Here is a 16,216-nt window from a genome sequence, read left to right on the forward strand (position 1 = left end):
GCCCGGCCCCGTCACGGACTGAGCCGCTCCACCCGCCAGCTCCCGTCCGGCCGCTCCACGTACCGCAACCGGTCGTGCAGCCGGTTCTCGCGGCCCTGCCAGAACTCCACCGTCTGCGGCGCCACCCGGAAACCGCCCCAGTGCGGCGGCACCGGCACCTGCTCGCCCTCCGGGTAGCGGGCGGCCAGCTCGGCGTACGCCCCGTCGATGTCGGCGCGCGTGGAGATCACCGACGACTGCGCGCTCGCCCACGCCCCCAGCTGGGAGCCGTGCGGCCGGGTCCGGAAGTACGCCGCCGTCTCGTCCCGCCCGGTCCGCCGCGCGACCCCGGTGACGATCACCTGCCGGGCCATCGGATGCCACGGGAACAGCAGCGAGACGTACGGGTTCTCCGCCAGGTCGCGCGCCTTGCGCGAGTCGTAGTTCGTGTAGAAGACGAAACCCTGCTCGTCGAAGTGCTTCAGCAGCACCGTCCGGGCGCTGGGGCGCCCCTCGGCGTCCGCCGTCGACACGATCATGGCGTTCGGCTCGAACAGCCCGCCGTCCGTCGCGGCCTGTTTGAACCAGCGCGCGAACTGCTCGACAGGGGTGGCGGCCAGCTCGGTCTCGGAAAGCCCCTCGGCCCGGTACTGCTTGCGCATCGAGGCCAGATCGAAGGGGACGGCGTCGCGGTCGGTCACCCGGTCATCTTGCCGTACGGACGGTGTCCTTCGTCACTGCCTGGCACTGAGTGCCGTGAACCCTCCCCAAGGATGGCACTCGGGGATATCGTTTCCGTGCCATTCCGGTTGGGTGACCACCAGCCGCACGGGGCATCACAGGGGAGACCGGCCAGGACCGCGAGTCACCGCACACGACCGTGGATCCACCGGACGGCCGCCCGCTTCGCAAGCTGACTGACACATGGTTCTTTCGCTCACCCCACAACACCATCTGTCACTTACATCACGAGGAGCCGCCTGATGTCCGACTTCGTACCCGGGCTCGAGGGAGTCGTCGCGTTCGAGACGGAGATCGCCGAACCGGATAAGGAGGGCGGCGCACTCCGGTACCGGGGCGTCGACATCGAGGACCTCGTCGGCCACGTCTCCTTCGGCAACGTCTGGGGCCTGCTCGTCGACGGCGCCTTCAACCCCGGCCTGCCGCCCGCCGAGCCGTTCCCCATCCCCGTCCACTCCGGCGACATCCGCGTCGACGTCCAGTCCGCGCTGGCCATGCTCGCGCCGGTCTGGGGCCTGAAACCCCTCCTCGACATCGATGCCGAACAGGCCCGCGAGGACCTCGCCCGCGCGGCCGTCATGGCACTGTCGTACGTCGCCCAGTCGGCCCGCGGCCAGGGCCTGCCCATGGTCCCGCAGCGCGAGATCGACAAGGCCCAGTCCGTCGTCGAACGCTTCATGATCCGCTGGCGCGGCGAGCCCGACCCCAAGCACGTCGCGGCGGTGGACGCCTACTGGACGAGCGCCGCGGAGCACGGCATGAACGCGTCCACATTCACCGCGCGGGTCATTGCGTCGACGGGCGCGGACGTCGCGGCCGCGCTGTCGGGCGCCGTGGGCGCGATGTCCGGCCCGCTGCACGGCGGCGCCCCCTCCCGGGTCCTGCACATGATCGAGGAGATCGAGCGCACGGGCGACGCCGAGGCCTACGTCAGGAAGACCCTCGACAAGGGCGAGCGCCTGATGGGCTTCGGCCACCGCGTCTACCGCGCCGAAGACCCCCGCGCGAGGGTCCTGCGCCGCACGGCCCGCGAACTGGGAGCCCCCCGCTTCGAGGTCGCCGAGGCCCTGGAGAAGGCGGCCCTCGCGGAACTCCACGCCCGCCGCCCCGACCGCGTCCTCGCCACCAACGTCGAGTTCTGGGCGGCCATCGTCCTGGACTTCGCCGAGGTCCCGGCGCACATGTTCACGTCGATGTTCACCTGCGCCCGCACGGCCGGCTGGTCCGCCCACATCCTGGAACAAAAGCGCACCGGCCGCCTGGTCCGCCCCTCGGCCCGCTACACCGGCCCGGGCACCCGCGACCCCCACGAGATCGAGGGCTACGAGGACATCGCCCACTGACCCACCACACACGGCCCCACCCGACTCCGGGTGGGGCCGTGCTGATCGTCTGCACATCTCACCCCATGAGCCGGTCCAGTTCCTCACCGACCGCCTCCCGCAGCGGGTCGTGCCGCGCCCCGAGCGCGTACCGCTCCTCGCTCCACATCCCCCTCGGACAGAGCCACACGGGCAGTCGCACGAGATCCTCGGGCCCCTGTTCCCGAGAATCTCGAGATTGACCCGCCGAAACCCGGACTCCACCCGCCGACAAGCCCGCTCGACGGCTTCGCCCAGCCGCTCCATGTCGCCCAGGAACGCCAGCCGCCTGCTCCGGGGCAGCTCCGACAGGGGTTCTCACCCCGCAGGGCACTGCCGACACGCTCCGCGCGCCATTCAGCCGACACGATCACCCCCGAAAACGCAGACGACCCGCGAGTCTGGGTCCTCCTGAGGAGGAGCCGGCCGGACGTACCGGCGACTCGCGGGTCGGGTGACTGCCTGAGATTGGGCCGGCTGCGCGCTTCGCTCACGCGCTGGCTCGGCACCGCACTGAGTGTGGTGTCGGGCCGCTAGCCCGCAGCCACCTCACGCGTCCGGTTTCCATACATCTGCCGAACCACCTCCTCTCTCGTGTACCTGGAACCCTAGGAAACGGTTCGGCTCCGGATCAACCGTTTTTTTTGAGACCTTGACTCCACGACGTGGCGGCAGGCGGTCGCCGGGGGCGTTGACGTGGGGATTGCCGCCGTACAACGATTCCTTCAATGTTGTGGGAACTCGGTGTGCGCTGGGTCACGTTCGAGTTGAATGATTGCAAGTAGCGAACCGACGTGCCGTACGTGCGGACGCAGCCTGCAGGGGGTCCAGGTGAGTGCTTCCCGGCGTAGTGGGACCACCGACGAGCTGGGGCCGGACGAGCCCGAGCGGGATGGTTCGGATGGGTCCGATCTGCTTGCCGCGCTGCTGGACGGGATGGACGCGGCGCTGTGTGCCTTCGACGCCGACGGGGTCGTGACGCACTGGAACCGCGAGGCCGAGCGGATCCTCGGGTGGAGCGCGGAGGAGGCCGTCGGGCGGCAGGGACTGGCCGGGTGGGCCGTGCGCAGCGCGGACGCCGAGGAGGTCGAGGGCCGGCTGCTGTCCGCGATGCACGCCCCGGGGCGGCAGGTGCACGAGTTCGCGTTGCTGACGAAGGACGGCGGGCGGGTGCTCGTGCGGACGCAGTCGGCGGCCGTGCGGGGGCCCGACGGGAAGCCGGCGGGGGTGTACTGCGCGTTCAGCGAGGTGCACGCGCAGATCGACCTGGAGCGGTCGATCGCGCTGAGCGAGGCGCTGTTCGAGGACGCCAGCTGGGGTGTCGTGCTGGTGGACGTCGATCTGCGGCCCGCGGTGGTGAACGCGCACGCGGCCCGGGCGCTGGGCACGGGGCGTACGTCCGTGCTGGGGCGGCCGCTCGGGGAACTGCTCGCGCAGGGTGTGGAGGAGTTGGAGAGCGCGCTGCAGCATGTGCTCGCCGAGGGCGCTCCGCCGGCGCCCGCGGAGGTGTGGGTGAGTGTGCGCACGCCGCAGGGCGAGCAGCGGCGGTGCTGGCGCAGCGGGTTCCTGCGGTTGGCCTCGCCGCTTGCGGAGGAGCCGGTTCCGCTGGGGGTGGGCTGGCTGTTCCAGGACGTGACGGAGGCCAAGCAGGGCGAGCAGGAGGCGTCGCTGCTGCGGTTCCGTACGCAGCAGCTGCACCGTGCGTCGCGGGCGGCCGCCGAGTGCGAGGACCCGGCGGAGGCGGCCACCGTCCACCTGGATTTCGCGCTGGCCGGGTTCGCCGACCACGCGCTGATCGACCGGGTGGCGGGCGGCGCGCTCACCGACGCGGAGGCGGAGGGGCCGGTGCGGCTGGTGCGGGTGGCGGCCACGCCCTCGGGTGCGCCGGGGCCGAGCAGGCTCGCCGACCGGGCGGGGCTTCCCGTGCGGTACGCGGAGGGGCATCCGGCCCTGCAGTGCGTGGAGCGGGTGGGCGCGCTGCGGGCGAGCGCGGGCGCGGTGCGGCCGGAGGAGGCCCGGGAGTGGGCGCTGGCCCGTCAGTGGCCGCCGGACGCGGTGCACGCGCTGTGCGCGGTGCTGCGCAGCCGGGCGCGGACGCTGGGTGTCGTGACGTTCCTGCGGGGCGCGGGGCGCAGCGCGTTCGAGCGGTCCGACGCGGTGTACGCGGAGGACGTGGCGGTGCGGATCGCGGCGGCGCTGGACCTCGCGGGGTTGTCGGACGAGGCGTGAGGGCGCACCGGGCCGCCAGTAGCTTCGGTCCAGTCGCCTCGGTCCAGTCGGTTCAGGCCGGTCGCTTCAGTGCCGGTAGAAGATCCGGTCCCGGTACTGCTCCATGACCCTGCCGTTCCACTCGTGCCCGCCGTCGACGTTCCCGGAGCGCAGCAGCGGGGGTTCGATGCCGCGGTCGGCGAGGGTGGCGGCGGCCGTCGCCATGACGGCCTGGAGGAGGGCCGAGGTGACGACCGTGGAGGCGGGGGCGAAGGGGGCGGGCACCTTGTCGTGGGTGAGTTCCGCGTCGCCGACCGCGATCTTCGAGTCGAGGACGAGGTCGCAGTGGTCTTTGAGATACGTGCCCGAGACATGCCGGGACGTCGTCTGCGAGGCGTAGGCCACGGAGGTCACGCCGATGACGCGCACGCCCAGGGCGCGGGCTTTCACGGCCATCTCCACGGGCAGGGCGTTGCGCCCGGAGAGGGAGATGATCAGCAGGGCGTCGCCGTCGCGGAGCGGGGAGCTGTCCAGGACGGCGCTCGCGAGGCCGTCGACGCGTTCCAGGGCGGAGCCGAGGGGGGCGGGCATGACGTCGACGCCGACGACGCCCGGCACGGCGAGCAGGTTCATCAGGGCGAGGCCGCCGGCGCGGTAGACGAGGTCCTGCGCGGCGAGGGAGGAGTGCCCGGCGCCGAAGGCGAAGAGGCGGCCCCCGCTCGCGACGGTGTCGGCGAGGAGGGTGCCGGCCGCCGCGATGCTGTCGGCCTCCTCGTCGCGCACCCGGCGCAGCAGGTCGATCGCGGCGTCGAGGAACTGGCCGGCCGGCGCGCGGTCGCTCATACGGGGTCCCTTCAGGCTGGCCTCGCTGGCTGGTGTCGCGCATCACGGTGCGGTCTGGACCAGTGCGGTGTCAATACGGCCGTGGGAGCGGTGCCGCGGGCGCCGCGGGGCCGCGGTGGGGAGGCTCCGGGGCCCCGGAGAGCGGGTTCGTGCTCGTCCGCCGGTCCGCGCGTGCGACCGCTTTCCCGCCCGCGGCACGGTTGTCGGTGGTATCCGGCAGAATTGGGTGCAGGGCCAGCGCACGCGCCGGTGAGCCGTCCAGCCTCCGGCAGATCTCATCGAGGGGCACGTATGTCCGGACTGATCGACACCACGGAGATGTATCTCCGCACCATCCTCGAGCTGGAGGAAGAGGGTGTGGTCCCCATGCGCGCCCGTATCGCCGAGCGGCTCGACCAGAGCGGGCCGACGGTGAGCCAGACCGTGGCGCGGATGGAGCGCGACGGCCTGGTGTCCGTCGCGAGCGACCGGCACCTGGAGCTCACCGACGAGGGCCGTCGTCTGGCCACGCGCGTGATGCGCAAGCACCGGCTCGCCGAGTGTCTGCTCGTCGACGTGATCGGTCTGGAGTGGGAGCAGGTCCACGCCGAGGCGTGTCGCTGGGAGCACGTGATGAGCGAGGCCGTGGAGCGCCGCGTGCTGGAGCTGCTGCGGCACCCGACGGAGTCGCCGTACGGCAACCCCATCCCGGGTCTGGAGGAGCTCGGCGAGAAGGACGGCGCCGACCCGTTCCTGGACGAGGGCATGGTGTCGCTGGCCAGCCTCGACCCGGGTGCCGAGGGCAAGACGGTCGTGGTGCGCCGGATCGGCGAGCCGATCCAGACGGACGCGCAGCTGATGTACACGCTGCGCCGGGCGGGCGTGCAGCCCGGCTCGGTGGTGAGCGTGACGGAGTCGGCGGGCGGTGTGCTGGTGGGCAGCGGCGGCGAGGCGGCCGAGCTGGAGTCGGACGTCGCCTCCCACGTGTTCGTCGCCAAGCCCTGAGCCTTGCCGGGCTGCAAGCCCTGAGCCTTGCCGGGCGCGTCCCGGGGCCGGCGCCGGGGCGTCGCCGAGGGCCGCTGCGCGCGGTGTGCCCGGCGCTTGGCGTGATCCGTACCGAATCCTGTATTCAGTCCGTCGAATGGCAGCGCTCGTACGCTTCCCGTGCGACGCTGTCGCGTGAGGCATATGACCTGAGGGGCTCTGGGCCGTGGCTCGACAGCGATGTCGCCCGGCCGGGGAGGGGGCGGGAGGATGTGCCGTTCGTGCCGTGCGGATGAGGAGGGCCCCGGCGCCGTGTGGCGCCGGGGCCTGTCCTCCCCTGTGCTGACCCGGAGCCCCGAGCTCTCAGGGTCATCCCCCTCGGACCGTTTTCCCCGAGCGGTCCGCCTCCCGCTGAAGATCTCCCCTCGGCGGCGGCGATCAATCCCCGCGGGCGGTCACTCGAAGGTGGGGTGTTGCCCGCGAGAACGGCATCTTCGAATGGACATTCGATAGTCTGCGGATGACGCCGGGGCACAGGTTCACCGGCGCACCGGCGCGCACGGCACAGCAGGCACAGCAGGCACAGCACGACAGGCACAGCAGGCAGAACACGGTTCACAGGACCGATCGGCTTGAAAGGGCCGAGGTCCGCGCGAAGCTTGGGGGGTGCCAGGACATGGCGCGACGCATCGACGTGACCGGGACGGGCGGCGTACGCCTCGCGGCCTGGGAGTTCGGCGACCCGCCCAAGACGGATCCGGCCGCCATCGAGCCGGCCGTCGATCCAGCCATCGAGCCGGCCGTCGATTCGGCCACCGCTCCGGGCGGGGCGGATCCGGTGCAGGGCGGCCCGGGCACGGGGACCGCACCGCACGGCTCCCCGGGCGTGCTGTTACTCCACGGCCTCATGGGCCGCGCCTCGCACTGGGCCCCCACCGCGCGCTGGCTCTCCGGCCGGTACCGCGCGGTCGCCCTCGACCAACGCGGCCACGGCCGCAGCGACAAGCCCCCGCAGGGCTCCTTCACGCGTGACGCCTACGTCGACGACGCCGAGGCCGCCCTCGAGCAGCTCGGTCTCGCCCCGGTCGTCCTCATCGGCCACGCCATGGGCGCGCTGACCGCCTGGCAGCTCGCCGCCAAGCGTCCCGACCTGGTCCGCGGACTGGTCATCTGCGACATGCGGGCCTCCGCGCTCGGCGCCGCCTCGCAGCGCGAGTGGGACCAGTGGTTCAAGTCCTGGCCCCTGCCCTTCGCCACGCTCGCCGACGTCCGCAAGTGGTTCGGCGAGGACGACCCCTGGGTGGAGCGGCCGAATCCGGCCCGCGGCGAGTTCTACGCCGAGGTGATGGCCGAGTCCCCGGACGGCTGGCGCCCCGTCTTCGAACCGGAACAGATGCTCCGCTCCCGTGAGACCTGGGTGTACGACGCCCACTGGGAGGAGCTGACCCAGGTCCGGTGCCCCGCCCTGGTCGTGCGCGGCCTGGACGGCGAGCTGGGCCGCGCCGAGGCCCAGGAGATGGTCCGCGTCCTGCCCCGCGGCCAGTACGCGGAGGTCGCCGACGCCGGCCACCTGGTCCACTACGACCAGCCGGAGGCCTGGCGCGCGGCCATCGAGCCCTTCCTGGACTCCCTCGACCACGACTGAGCCCGGCTCAGCCCTTGCTGACCGCCCCCAGGATCTCCGGCAGCCGCCGGGCCGTCTGCGGCGCGGCCAGGCGCAGGCCCGCCGCGGTGAGCCCCGCCGCGTACGCCGCGCCCACCGGCAGCAGCAGCCACGTCCAGTCGTCGCCCCGCGCGCTCACGTTCAGCCAGATCGTGAGCGCGATGACGGGCGCGCACAGCACGGCGGCCGCGATCATCCCGCCGAAGATGGAGATCCAGGCGAGCCCGGTCTGCCCGGGGGCGACGTTCTTGTAGCCCTCCTGCGGGATGGAGTAGGGGAAGCGGGCGGACGTCCACGCCCCGGTCGCGAGCATCGCGCCGAGCAGAGCGAAGGACAGCCCCAGCGCCTCGGGCAGCCGCCGCCAGTCACCGAGCATGGCGGTCGTCACGACCGTCACCAGCGTCGCGTACGGCAGGGTGATCAGCAGCAGGGCGTACGCCCGGGCCCGCAGCTCGACGTAGGCGTCCCGCGTCGAGGAGATCGTCATCGCGACGATCCAGAACGCCGAGGTGTCCTGGCCGAACTGGTTGTACATCTGGATGCCGAGCATCCCGGCGGCGAAGCACGCGAAGTACACGGAGCCGGTGCCCTGCCAGGCGTTGAACACCGGCACGATCAGCCCGATGGCGAGCGAAGTCACCCACGCGGCCTTGGTCTTGGGGTCGCGCCACACGTACCGCAGGCTGCGCTCCATGACCGTGCCGGTGCGGCCCCCGGGCAGCAGCCGTCCGAGCCCGCTCGACGTCCGCTCGCGGGCCGCACCGGCGGCCGGCAGGGTGGATCCGTCGGGCGAGGTCATCAGCCGGGTCAGATGCCGGGACCACACGGCGATCAGCACCACCAGCGCGGCCGCGCTCAGGGCGAGTTGTGCGGCGGCGACCCCGTAGGAGCCCTCGCTCACCGAGTGCACCGCCCCGATCGCGGAGGCCGGCGGCAGCCACGCCACCACGTCCGCCACCGGTTCCAGTTCCCCGAGGCCGGACGAACCGAGCCGCTGTGCGCCGAAGTTGACGACCTGCGCGCCGATCGCGATGACCAGCCCGCTCAGCACCGCCAGGTCCCGCCCCTTGCGGCTGCTCAGCAGCCGGACGTTGGCGGCGGCGACGGCCCGCGCGAACGCCACGCAGACCAGCAGCGCCAGGCCGACGGCCACGACCCCGACGGCGTACGCGGCGCCGCCCCGCGCGACGGCGATCGCGGAACCGGCCAGCAGGCACACCGTGAACAGCGGCCCGATCCCGACCAGCGAGGCCGCGAGCAGCGCCCCTACCAGCGGCCGGGGCCGCAGCGGCAGCATCACCAGCCGCGTCGGGTCGAGGGTCTCGTCACCGCTGGGGAAGAACAGCGGCATCACCGCCCACCCCAGTCCCAGCACCGCCGTCAGAAGGACGACCAGGGCGTCGATGTGCGCCTGCCCGCGCAGCGCGATCAGGCCGACCATCTGCAGGACGGCGAAGAGCAGCGCGATGACGGCGGACGCGATGTACGCGACCCGCTGCGCACCGGACCGCCGCAGCCCGTTGCGCAGCAGCGACAGCTTCAGCCGTACGAAGACGGGGGTGATCGCGGGGGCGCTCACCGGGACCCGCCGCCCAGCCAGTCGAGGTCGGACCCGGCGTCCCGGCTCTGCGCGCCGACGAGTTCGAGGAACGCCCGCTGCAGCGACGGCGCCTCGCCGCGCACCTCGGCGAGGGTGCCGGTGGCCCGGATCCGCCCGGCGGCCATCACCGCGACCCAGTCGCACAGCGACTCGACGAGCTCCATGACGTGGGAAGAGAACACCACCGTGGCGCCGGAGGCCGTGTACCGCTCCAGGACGCCCCGGATGGTCTGGGCGGAGACGGGGTCGACGCCCTCGAACGGCTCGTCCAGGAAGAGCACTTCGGGGTTGTGGAGCAGGGCGGAGGCGAGCCCGATCTTCTTGCGCATGCCGGTCGAGTAGTCGACGACGAGCTTGTGCTGGTCCCCGGCCAGATCGAGGACGTCGAGGAGCTGCGTGGCCCGCTTGTCGACCTCGGCACCGGGCAGTCCGCGCAACCGCCCGGTGTACGCCAGCAGTTCCCGCCCCGACAGCCGCTCGAACAGCCGCAGCCCCTCCGGCAGCACCCCGATCCGCGCCTTCACCTCGACGGGATCCCGCCACACGTCGTGCCCGACCACCTCGACGGTCCCCTGGTCGGGCCGGAGCAGTCCGGTCACCATCGACAGCGTGGTGGTCTTCCCGGCCCCGTTCGGCCCGACGAGCCCGATGAACTTGCCCGCGGGCAGCTCCAGATCGATCCCGGCGACAGCGATCTGCTGCCCGAACCGCTTCCAGAGCCCCTGCACACGCACAGCGCTGGATCCCACCGCGCCTCCCTCCGTCACCTTGCACCCTACGGTTTCGGCGGTACCCAAGGGGCGCGGGGAACTGCGCGAGCAACCGACGACCACCCGCGGCCGCCACGAAACGGCAACCAGGCAGACGATCAGGCGCTATCGATCCCGCCCGCACGCATAGGCCAACGGCGAGATCAACTCCTCCGCATCCGGCAGCCACCGATTCGCAGGGGTCGGCCGGCAGGCCCACTGCACGGCCCCCCGGGACCCGAACCGCGTGGGCGGCGCCGCCACGTACGCCCCCTCACCCAGCACGGTCAGATCCAGCGAGGACAGCGACCATCCCAGCTTGCGCACCAGATCCGGCACCTTCACCGAGGCCCCCGGCAGCACGAAGAACTCCATCCGCCGGTCCGGCGTGAGCGTCACCGGCCCCAGCGTCAGCTCCATCCGCTCCATCCGCGCCAGCGCCAGGAACCCGGCGGTCTCCGGCACGGAGATCGCGTCGAACGTCCGTCCCGTGGGCAGCAGGATCGACGCGGTCGGCTGCTTCTGCCACATGCGGCGCGCGACCGTCGCGCTGCCCGTCGCCTGCGTCGCCCAGTCCGGGCGCGCCGGGTGCGAGCCCGGTGCCGGACACGCGGCGTCACCGCAGGAGCAGCGCTGACTTCCGTCGACGGCTTCCAGCCAGGTGCCCGGGAACACGTCCCAGTGGCGCTCCTCGGCGTAGCGGACGGCGGTCTCCAGCAGCGATTCCCCGCGCTGCTTCGGGATCTGAGCGGCTTCGGTGCCGGCGATCGTCTCTTCCACGATGAACACAACTCTGGTCGTCACCAGGGGTTACGCCCGCCCGCGTGCGCGGGGAGGAGCATCCCTTCCGTGGCCGGGGCGCATGGGTGCATGTGCGGGGGCGCGCAGGAGGATCCGTGGCCGGAGGTGGGTAGCCACGAGTGGGGCCGGCACCAGCCGTTACCCCGGCAATCCTCACATGCCTCGCATTTTCGCCTGGTCGGCGGGGCATTGATCTTCACGGCCGGATCTTTTCGCTGGGACGTGAGGGGTTCGGCCGCGGAAGACACGTCAACTCGGTGCGTGGGCAGGCACCGCAGCCACAGGGGGTACGCCATGGCCGCAAGGCCGCTCGTCGCTCGGCAGCCGAACGAACGGCTGCAGGCGCTCATCCAGGAAGCCGGATGCTCCAACGCCGGCCTCGCCCGCCGGGTCAACATGTGCGGTGCCGAGCACGGCCTCGACCTGCGCTACGACAAGACGTCCGTGGCGCGCTGGCTGCGCGGGCAGCAGCCGCGGGGCCGGGCCCCGGCGATCATCGCCGAGGCGCTGGGCCGCAAACTCGGCCGTACGGTCACGATCGACGAGATCGGCATGGCCAACGGCAAGAACCTCGCCTCGGGCGTGGGCCTCCAGTTCTCGCCGACGGTACTGGGGGCCATCGAGCAGGTCTGCGAGCTGTGGCGCAGCGACGTGGGGCGGCGGGACTTCCTGTCCGGCTCCTCCGTCGCCGCGTCGGCGCTGGTCGAGCCCAGCCGGGACTGGCTGATCTCCGCGCCCGACGCGCAGGTCTCGCGCTCGGCCGGGCCGCGGGTGGGGCAGTCCGACGTGCAGGCCGTACGGGCCATGACCCAGGCGCTGGTGGACCTCGACCACCAGTACGGCAGCGGGCACGTGCGCCCGGTCGTCGTGCACTACCTCAACAGCGTCGTCTCCGGGCTGCTGGCGGGGTCGTACCGCGAGGCCGTGGGGCGGGACCTGTTCGCCGCGGTGGCCCGGCTGACGGAACTCGCCGGGTACATGGCCGTGGACACCGGGCAACCGGGCCTGGCCCAGCGCTACTACATCCAGGCGCTCCGGCTGGCCCAGGCGGCCGGGGACCGGGGGTACGGCGGTTACGTCCTGGCCGCCTCCATGAGCCACCTCGCCGCGCAGCTCGGGAACCCGCGGGAGATCGCGCAGTTGGCGCGTGCGGCGCAGGAGGGGGCGCGGGGGCGCGTGACGCCGCGTGCGGAGTCGATGTTCCACGCGGCGGAGGCGCGCGGGCACGCCCTGATGGGCGACGCGCGCGCCGCCCAGTCGGCGGCCGGGCGCGCGGTGTGCGCCCTGGAGGCGGCCGATCCGGCCGCCGGGGACGACCCGGTGTGGATCGCGCACTTCGACGAGGCCTACCTCGCCGATGAGTTGGCCCACTGCCACCGGGACCTCGGGCAGGCCGAGGCGGCGGCGCGGTGCGCGCAGGAGTCGCTGGCCGGGCATCCCGAGACGCGGGCGCGCCGCCGGGCCATCGGCTATGTGCTCCTCGCCACGGCACAGGTGCAGCAGCGCGAGATCGAGGAGGCGTGCCACACGGGCATGAAGGCCGTGGAGCTGCTGGAAGGGCTGCGGTCCAACCGGGGCGCCGAGTACCTCGAGGACTTCCAGCAACGGCTGGAGCCGTACCGGGACGAGGCCGTGGTAAGGGAGTTCGGGGCGCGGCTGGACCTCCAGGCGGCGGCGTGAACACAGGGCCTGCGGATACGTGAACGTGCGGAAAACGGCTGCTCGGCGCGTGGGAGGTGAGAGGAGCGGCGCGCCGTGACCCGGTTTTGTGGCCGCGCTCACAGGGCAGGAGGTCGCGCCCTGTGCTGCGTGGCACCGGGCTCAGGGGACCCGGTAGCGTGACCCGACGATTCACAAGGTCCCCCATTAGTAGGAGTCCCGGTGACGCAGAGTGGACGGGGCGAGGAGCCCTCGGCGCGCCCCGCGCGCGAAGGCATCGTGCTGCCCTCGGACGGCGGCGAACCGCTGCTGCCGGGCATGACGGGCGGACCCGGTGACGCTCCGGCCGGCCGCCGTCCCGGCCCGGCCCCGGCCGCCGCCCCGGCGGAGGGCCAGACCTGGGGCCAGCCGTGGGGCCCCGACCGGCAGACCCCGCCGCCACCGCCGGGCCAGACCTGGCAGTCCCCGCAGTCCCAGCAGTGGACCGCCCCGGAACCCCCTGCCTGGGACGCCGGGCACACCCCCGGCGCACAGGGCTCGGGAGCGCTCCCCCCGGAGGGCACGCAGCCCCCGAACCCGTACGCCGGGGCGCAGCCGTCGCCCGACAACGGCCCCTACGGCACCCCGGGCGGGGCCGCCCCGCTGCCCCCGGAGGGACCCGCCGCACACGGAGCCGGCCTCCCGCCGGCCTCCGACCCCTACGGCACCGCCGCCACGGGTGGCCGCCTGCCGCAGCCCGACGCGTACGGGTCTCCGTACGGTTCCCAGCCCGCACCGCAGGCCGGTGCGTACGGCACACCGTCGGGAGACGGCTCGCTGCCGCAGGCGGGGCCTGGTGGGCACGGTTCCGCTCCGGGCGGCGGTCCGCTGCCGCAGGCCGGCGCGTACGGCTCTCCGGCCGGAGGGGGCTCGTTGCCGCAGGCGGGGCCTGGTGGGCACGGTTCCGCTCCGGGCGGCGGTCCGCTGCCGCAGGCCGGCGCGTACGGCTCTCCGGCCGCTGCCGGTTACGGGCCTCACACCGGGGGCGACCTGCCGTCGGGCGGCCAGGCGTACCCGCCCGCCGCCTACGGGCAGGCCGGTGCCGGTAACCCGCTGCCGCCCGCGGTCGAGCAGGGCGGCAACGCCGCCGGAGGCGCCCCGCTGCCGCCGGCCTCCGACGCCCACGCCCAGGGGCCCGCGGCCACCGCCGAGGGCGCCACCCAGTACCTGCCGCCCGTCCCGGCGGACGGGTCCGCCGCGGCCACGCAGTACCTGCCGCCCGTCGCCCCGGCCGCCGACGAGGGGGCGACGCAGTACATACCCCCGGTCGGCCCGGGCGCGCTGCCGCCCGAGACGCCCGCCGGGGAGGACCCCGAGGTGACGCGGTTCCTGGGGACCGGACCCCGGGCCGCCGCGGGGGCCGGGCCGTTGCCGCCGGCCGCCGACCCGGACGCCGAGGCGACGCAGTACATCGCGCCGGTGCCCGGCGGGGACAAGCAGCCGCCCGCCGAGTTCGACAACCTCTTCCGCACCCGGCAGGGCGGTGAGAGCCCGGCCGGGGCCACGCAGCAACTGCCCCGCATCGAGCAGCCGCAGCCCTCGTACGGTGCTCCCCAGCCCTCCCCCACCCCGCCCGCCGGAGGCCGCTCCCGCGGTGGCCGCACCGGCTCGCGCCTGCCGGTCATCGCGGCCGTCGGCATCGGCATCGCCGTCCTCGGCGTCGGCGCCGGCGCGCTGCTCGCCGGCGGCGGGGGCGACGGCGACGACAGCGGCGACAACAAGACCGTGGCCGCCTCGGCGCCCGCCACGGACGGTTCCGCCTCGCCGTCCGCCGACCCGGCCCGCGCCCAGGCGGTCGAGCTGGACAAGCTCCTCGCCGACAGCGGCAACAGCCGCAGCACGGTGATCAACGCGGTGGCCGACGTCAAGGGCTGCGACAACCTCGCCCAGGCGGCCAAGGACCTGCGCGACGCGGCCGGGCAGCGCACCCAGCTGGTCACCCGGCTCGGCGGGATCCAGGTCGACCGGCTGCCCGACCACGCGGCGCTGACCACCGCCCTCACCAAGGCGTGGCAGGCCTCGGCCTCGGCCGACAACCACTACGCGGCCTGGGCCGACCAGACCGCCGGCAAGAAGGGCTGCAAGAAGGGCCAGGCCCGCGTCACCGCGCAGACCCAGGCGGGCAACCGGGCGAGCGGCGTCGCGAGCACGGAGAAGGCGAAGGCGGCCCGGCTGTGGAACGGGATCGCGAAGACGTACGGCCTGACCGAGCGCCAGCCGACGCAGCTGTGACGGACCGCGCCACCGGGTCCTGGCGTGGACTGCTGAGCGGGCAGGCTCAGTAGTTCACGTCGGCGTCCTCAAGGGTCCTCGTGGTGTCGACGAAGCCCTTCCGCGCCGAGACCAGCTGCCCCTCCCGCACCACCTGAAGGGTCACGTTGGCGTTGACCAGGCGCGGGAAGCCGACGGCGGCGAGCTTGTCCTGGAACTTCCAGTGCAGCGTCGGCGTGAGCCCGCCCGTGCCGACCTTCAGGCCGTTGTCGAGGGCCTCCGTCACCGAGTCGGCGGTCACCTCGCCGTCGCCGAGCGACTCGACGATCTTCGTGAAGACGGTGTAGGCGATCCACGTCGTCTGCACTCCGGCGTCCGCGGGGTCGATGCGGTTGTCGCCGAAGGCCTGCTCGCGGATCACCTGCTTCATCCCGTCCCAGCGCGGGTCGCTCGCCACCGGGTACCAGCCGGTGATGTACGAGCCCTCGTACGGCCCCGACGCCCCGCCGGTCGCGTCGATCACCGTCTGGTCGACGCTGCCGAGCACGGTGGCCGTCCGTACGTCGGAGTAGTCCTCGCGGGCGCGCCGAAAGGAGTCCATGAAGGTGCCGGTGCGGTCCCCGAGCGCGGGCACCACGCAGCCCTTGTCCGTCGGGTCGCCGGCCGTCGCCCGCAGCGCCCGCGCCGCCTGGCTGTCGTACGCGGTGGCGTCCTCCGCCGCCCGCTGGTCGTTCGCGGCCCTGTGCCCGCCCGCCTTCAGACCGGAGTCGAGCAGCGGGGGCAGCTGGTCCCCGGCGATCGTGTCGGGGCGCACCAGCGTCACGGGCCCGCAGTCGGCGAGCGCGCTGCCGAGACCGGCGAGCAGCGCGGGCTGGCCGCCGTTGACCGGGTAGGACAGGGGGCTGGTGAACTCGGCGTTGGTGATGCCGTAGCCGCCTATGTACGGGATGCCCGCGCCCTCCAGGGAGGGGAAGAAGGAGTCGGCGTACTGGCTGTAGGATCCTACGACCGCGACGACGTTTTCCTTGGCGGCCCGCCGGGCGCACTTGGCGGCGGCCACGCTGTCGTTGTGGTCGTTGCAGGTCAGCACGTTGAGCTCGCGGCCGTTGATCCCGCCCTTGGCGTTGATCCAGCGGGCGTAGGCGCGGGCGAAGGCGGGCATGCCGGGCTTGTTGGTGGCCTTGGTGTCCTCGGGCGCCCAGGTCATGACGGTGATCGGGTCGTCCCCGGCACCCCCCGTGGTACCGGGGACGACCCCGCAGCCGGCGAGGAGGGACGCGCACGCGACCGCCGTGCCCGCGCTGAGGACGCCTTTTTTGGCGTGACGGGTGAGGAGGCCGGGGAGGTATGTGCGGGTGATGCGTCGCCTGCCGGTCATGGTTCCGCACGATTCCGTCAC

At 73.3% G+C, this 16,216-nt stretch carries 12 protein-coding genes and 1 pseudogene; 6 read left to right on the forward strand and 7 right to left on the reverse strand.

Translation table 11 applies throughout. The features are described 5' to 3' along the window. Window positions 1-11 precede the first annotated feature (11 nt). Window positions 12-680, reverse strand: coding sequence for a pyridoxamine 5'-phosphate oxidase (gene pdxH, locus ABZ948_RS24550; RefSeq protein ID WP_359762891.1), 669 nt, complete (start codon window positions 678-680; stop codon window positions 12-14). A gap of 282 nt (window positions 681-962) precedes the next feature. On the opposite strand from pdxH, the gene ABZ948_RS24555 reads away from it, so the two are divergent. Next, window positions 963-2,063: a citrate synthase 2 gene (locus ABZ948_RS24555; protein ID WP_359762893.1), complete on the forward strand. Its 1,101-nt coding sequence runs from the start codon at window positions 963-965 to the stop codon at window positions 2,061-2,063. Window positions 2,064-2,121: 58 nt separating this feature from the next. On the opposite strand, the pseudogene ABZ948_RS24560 reads toward ABZ948_RS24555, so the two are convergent. Continuing rightward, window positions 2,122-2,449 (reverse strand): annotated as a pseudogene (locus tag ABZ948_RS24560) (hypothetical protein). Between the two features lie 403 nt (window positions 2,450-2,852). On the opposite strand from ABZ948_RS24560, the gene ABZ948_RS24565 reads away from it, so the two are divergent. Further along, window positions 2,853-4,310: a PAS domain-containing protein gene (locus tag ABZ948_RS24565; RefSeq protein ID WP_359762895.1), complete on the forward strand. Its 1,458-nt coding sequence runs from the start codon at window positions 2,853-2,855 to the stop codon at window positions 4,308-4,310. A 66-nt stretch (window positions 4,311-4,376) separates the two neighbouring features. On the opposite strand, the gene ABZ948_RS24570 is transcribed toward ABZ948_RS24565, so the two are convergent. Next, complete coding sequence (locus tag ABZ948_RS24570; RefSeq protein WP_359762897.1) at window positions 4,377-5,132, reverse strand: SIS domain-containing protein; 756 nt, start codon at window positions 5,130-5,132, stop codon at window positions 4,377-4,379. Between the two features lie 291 nt (window positions 5,133-5,423). Here ABZ948_RS24570 and ABZ948_RS24575 point away from each other — a divergent pair, with 291 nt between their 5' ends. Further along, a complete protein-coding gene (locus tag ABZ948_RS24575; protein WP_010035781.1) occupies window positions 5,424-6,116 on the forward strand; it encodes an iron-dependent transcriptional repressor DtxR in 693 nt (230 codons plus the stop codon). Between the two features lie 655 nt (window positions 6,117-6,771). Further along, window positions 6,772-7,740 carry an alpha/beta fold hydrolase gene (locus ABZ948_RS24580; protein ID WP_359762899.1) on the forward strand — a complete coding sequence of 323 codons (969 nt, stop codon included), beginning with the start codon at window positions 6,772-6,774 and terminating at the stop codon, window positions 7,738-7,740. Window positions 7,741-7,747: 7 nt separating this feature from the next. On the opposite strand, the gene ABZ948_RS24585 is transcribed toward ABZ948_RS24580, so the two are convergent. From ABZ948_RS24585 to ABZ948_RS24595, 3 genes are all read right to left on the reverse strand, one after another. Beyond that, entirely contained in the window at window positions 7,748-9,337 is a 1,590-nt protein-coding gene (locus ABZ948_RS24585) for a transporter (RefSeq protein ID WP_359762901.1), read from the reverse strand. Next, window positions 9,334-10,125: an ABC transporter ATP-binding protein gene (locus ABZ948_RS24590; RefSeq protein WP_359762902.1), complete on the reverse strand. Its 792-nt coding sequence runs from the start codon at window positions 10,123-10,125 to the stop codon at window positions 9,334-9,336. The genes ABZ948_RS24585 and ABZ948_RS24590 overlap by 4 nt, the downstream gene beginning before the upstream one ends. 108 nt (window positions 10,126-10,233) lie before the next feature. Next, window positions 10,234-10,896: a bifunctional DNA primase/polymerase gene (locus ABZ948_RS24595; RefSeq protein ID WP_359762930.1), complete on the reverse strand. Its 663-nt coding sequence runs from the start codon at window positions 10,894-10,896 to the stop codon at window positions 10,234-10,236. A 306-nt stretch (window positions 10,897-11,202) separates the two neighbouring features. Here ABZ948_RS24595 and ABZ948_RS24600 point away from each other — a divergent pair, with 306 nt between their 5' ends. After that, the gene (locus tag ABZ948_RS24600; protein ID WP_359762904.1) at window positions 11,203-12,588 is read left to right on the forward strand and encodes an NsdA family TPR-like regulatory protein; all 1,386 of its coding nucleotides are present in this window, start codon (window positions 11,203-11,205) and stop codon (window positions 12,586-12,588) included. Window positions 12,589-12,789: 201 nt separating this feature from the next. Further along, window positions 12,790-14,838, forward strand: a complete 2,049-nt coding sequence (locus ABZ948_RS24605) for a hypothetical protein (protein WP_359762906.1) — start codon at window positions 12,790-12,792, stop codon at window positions 14,836-14,838. 46 nt (window positions 14,839-14,884) lie between these two features. Here the strand turns inward: ABZ948_RS24605 and ABZ948_RS24610 are convergent, their stop codons facing one another. Beyond that, the gene (locus tag ABZ948_RS24610; protein WP_359762908.1) at window positions 14,885-16,195 is read right to left on the reverse strand and encodes an ABC transporter substrate-binding protein; all 1,311 of its coding nucleotides are present in this window, start codon (window positions 16,193-16,195) and stop codon (window positions 14,885-14,887) included. Window positions 16,196-16,216 lie beyond the last annotated feature (21 nt).

It is taken from the genome of Streptomyces olindensis (assembly GCF_040645895.1).
GTDB classification, from domain to species: Bacteria; Actinomycetota; Actinomycetes; order Streptomycetales; family Streptomycetaceae; genus Streptomyces; species Streptomyces olindensis.

Excerpts from the sequence above, each read along its gene's own strand:
- ABZ948_RS24555 (WP_359762893.1), top strand. The coding sequence starts at position 963 with ATGTCCGACTTCGTACCCGGGCTCGAGGGAGTCGTCGCGTTCGAGACG.
- ABZ948_RS24565 (WP_359762895.1), top strand. The coding sequence starts at position 2,853 with ATGATTGCAAGTAGCGAACCGACGTGCCGTACGTGCGGACGCAGCCTG.
- ABZ948_RS24570 (WP_359762897.1), bottom strand. The coding sequence starts at position 5,132 with ATGAGCGACCGCGCGCCGGCCGGCCAGTTCCTCGACGCCGCGATCGAC.
- ABZ948_RS24575 (WP_010035781.1), top strand. The coding sequence starts at position 5,424 with ATGTCCGGACTGATCGACACCACGGAGATGTATCTCCGCACCATCCTC.
- ABZ948_RS24580 (WP_359762899.1), top strand. The coding sequence starts at position 6,772 with ATGGCGCGACGCATCGACGTGACCGGGACGGGCGGCGTACGCCTCGCG.
- ABZ948_RS24600 (WP_359762904.1), top strand. The coding sequence starts at position 11,203 with ATGGCCGCAAGGCCGCTCGTCGCTCGGCAGCCGAACGAACGGCTGCAG.
- ABZ948_RS24610 (WP_359762908.1), bottom strand. The coding sequence starts at position 16,195 with ATGACCGGCAGGCGACGCATCACCCGCACATACCTCCCCGGCCTCCTC.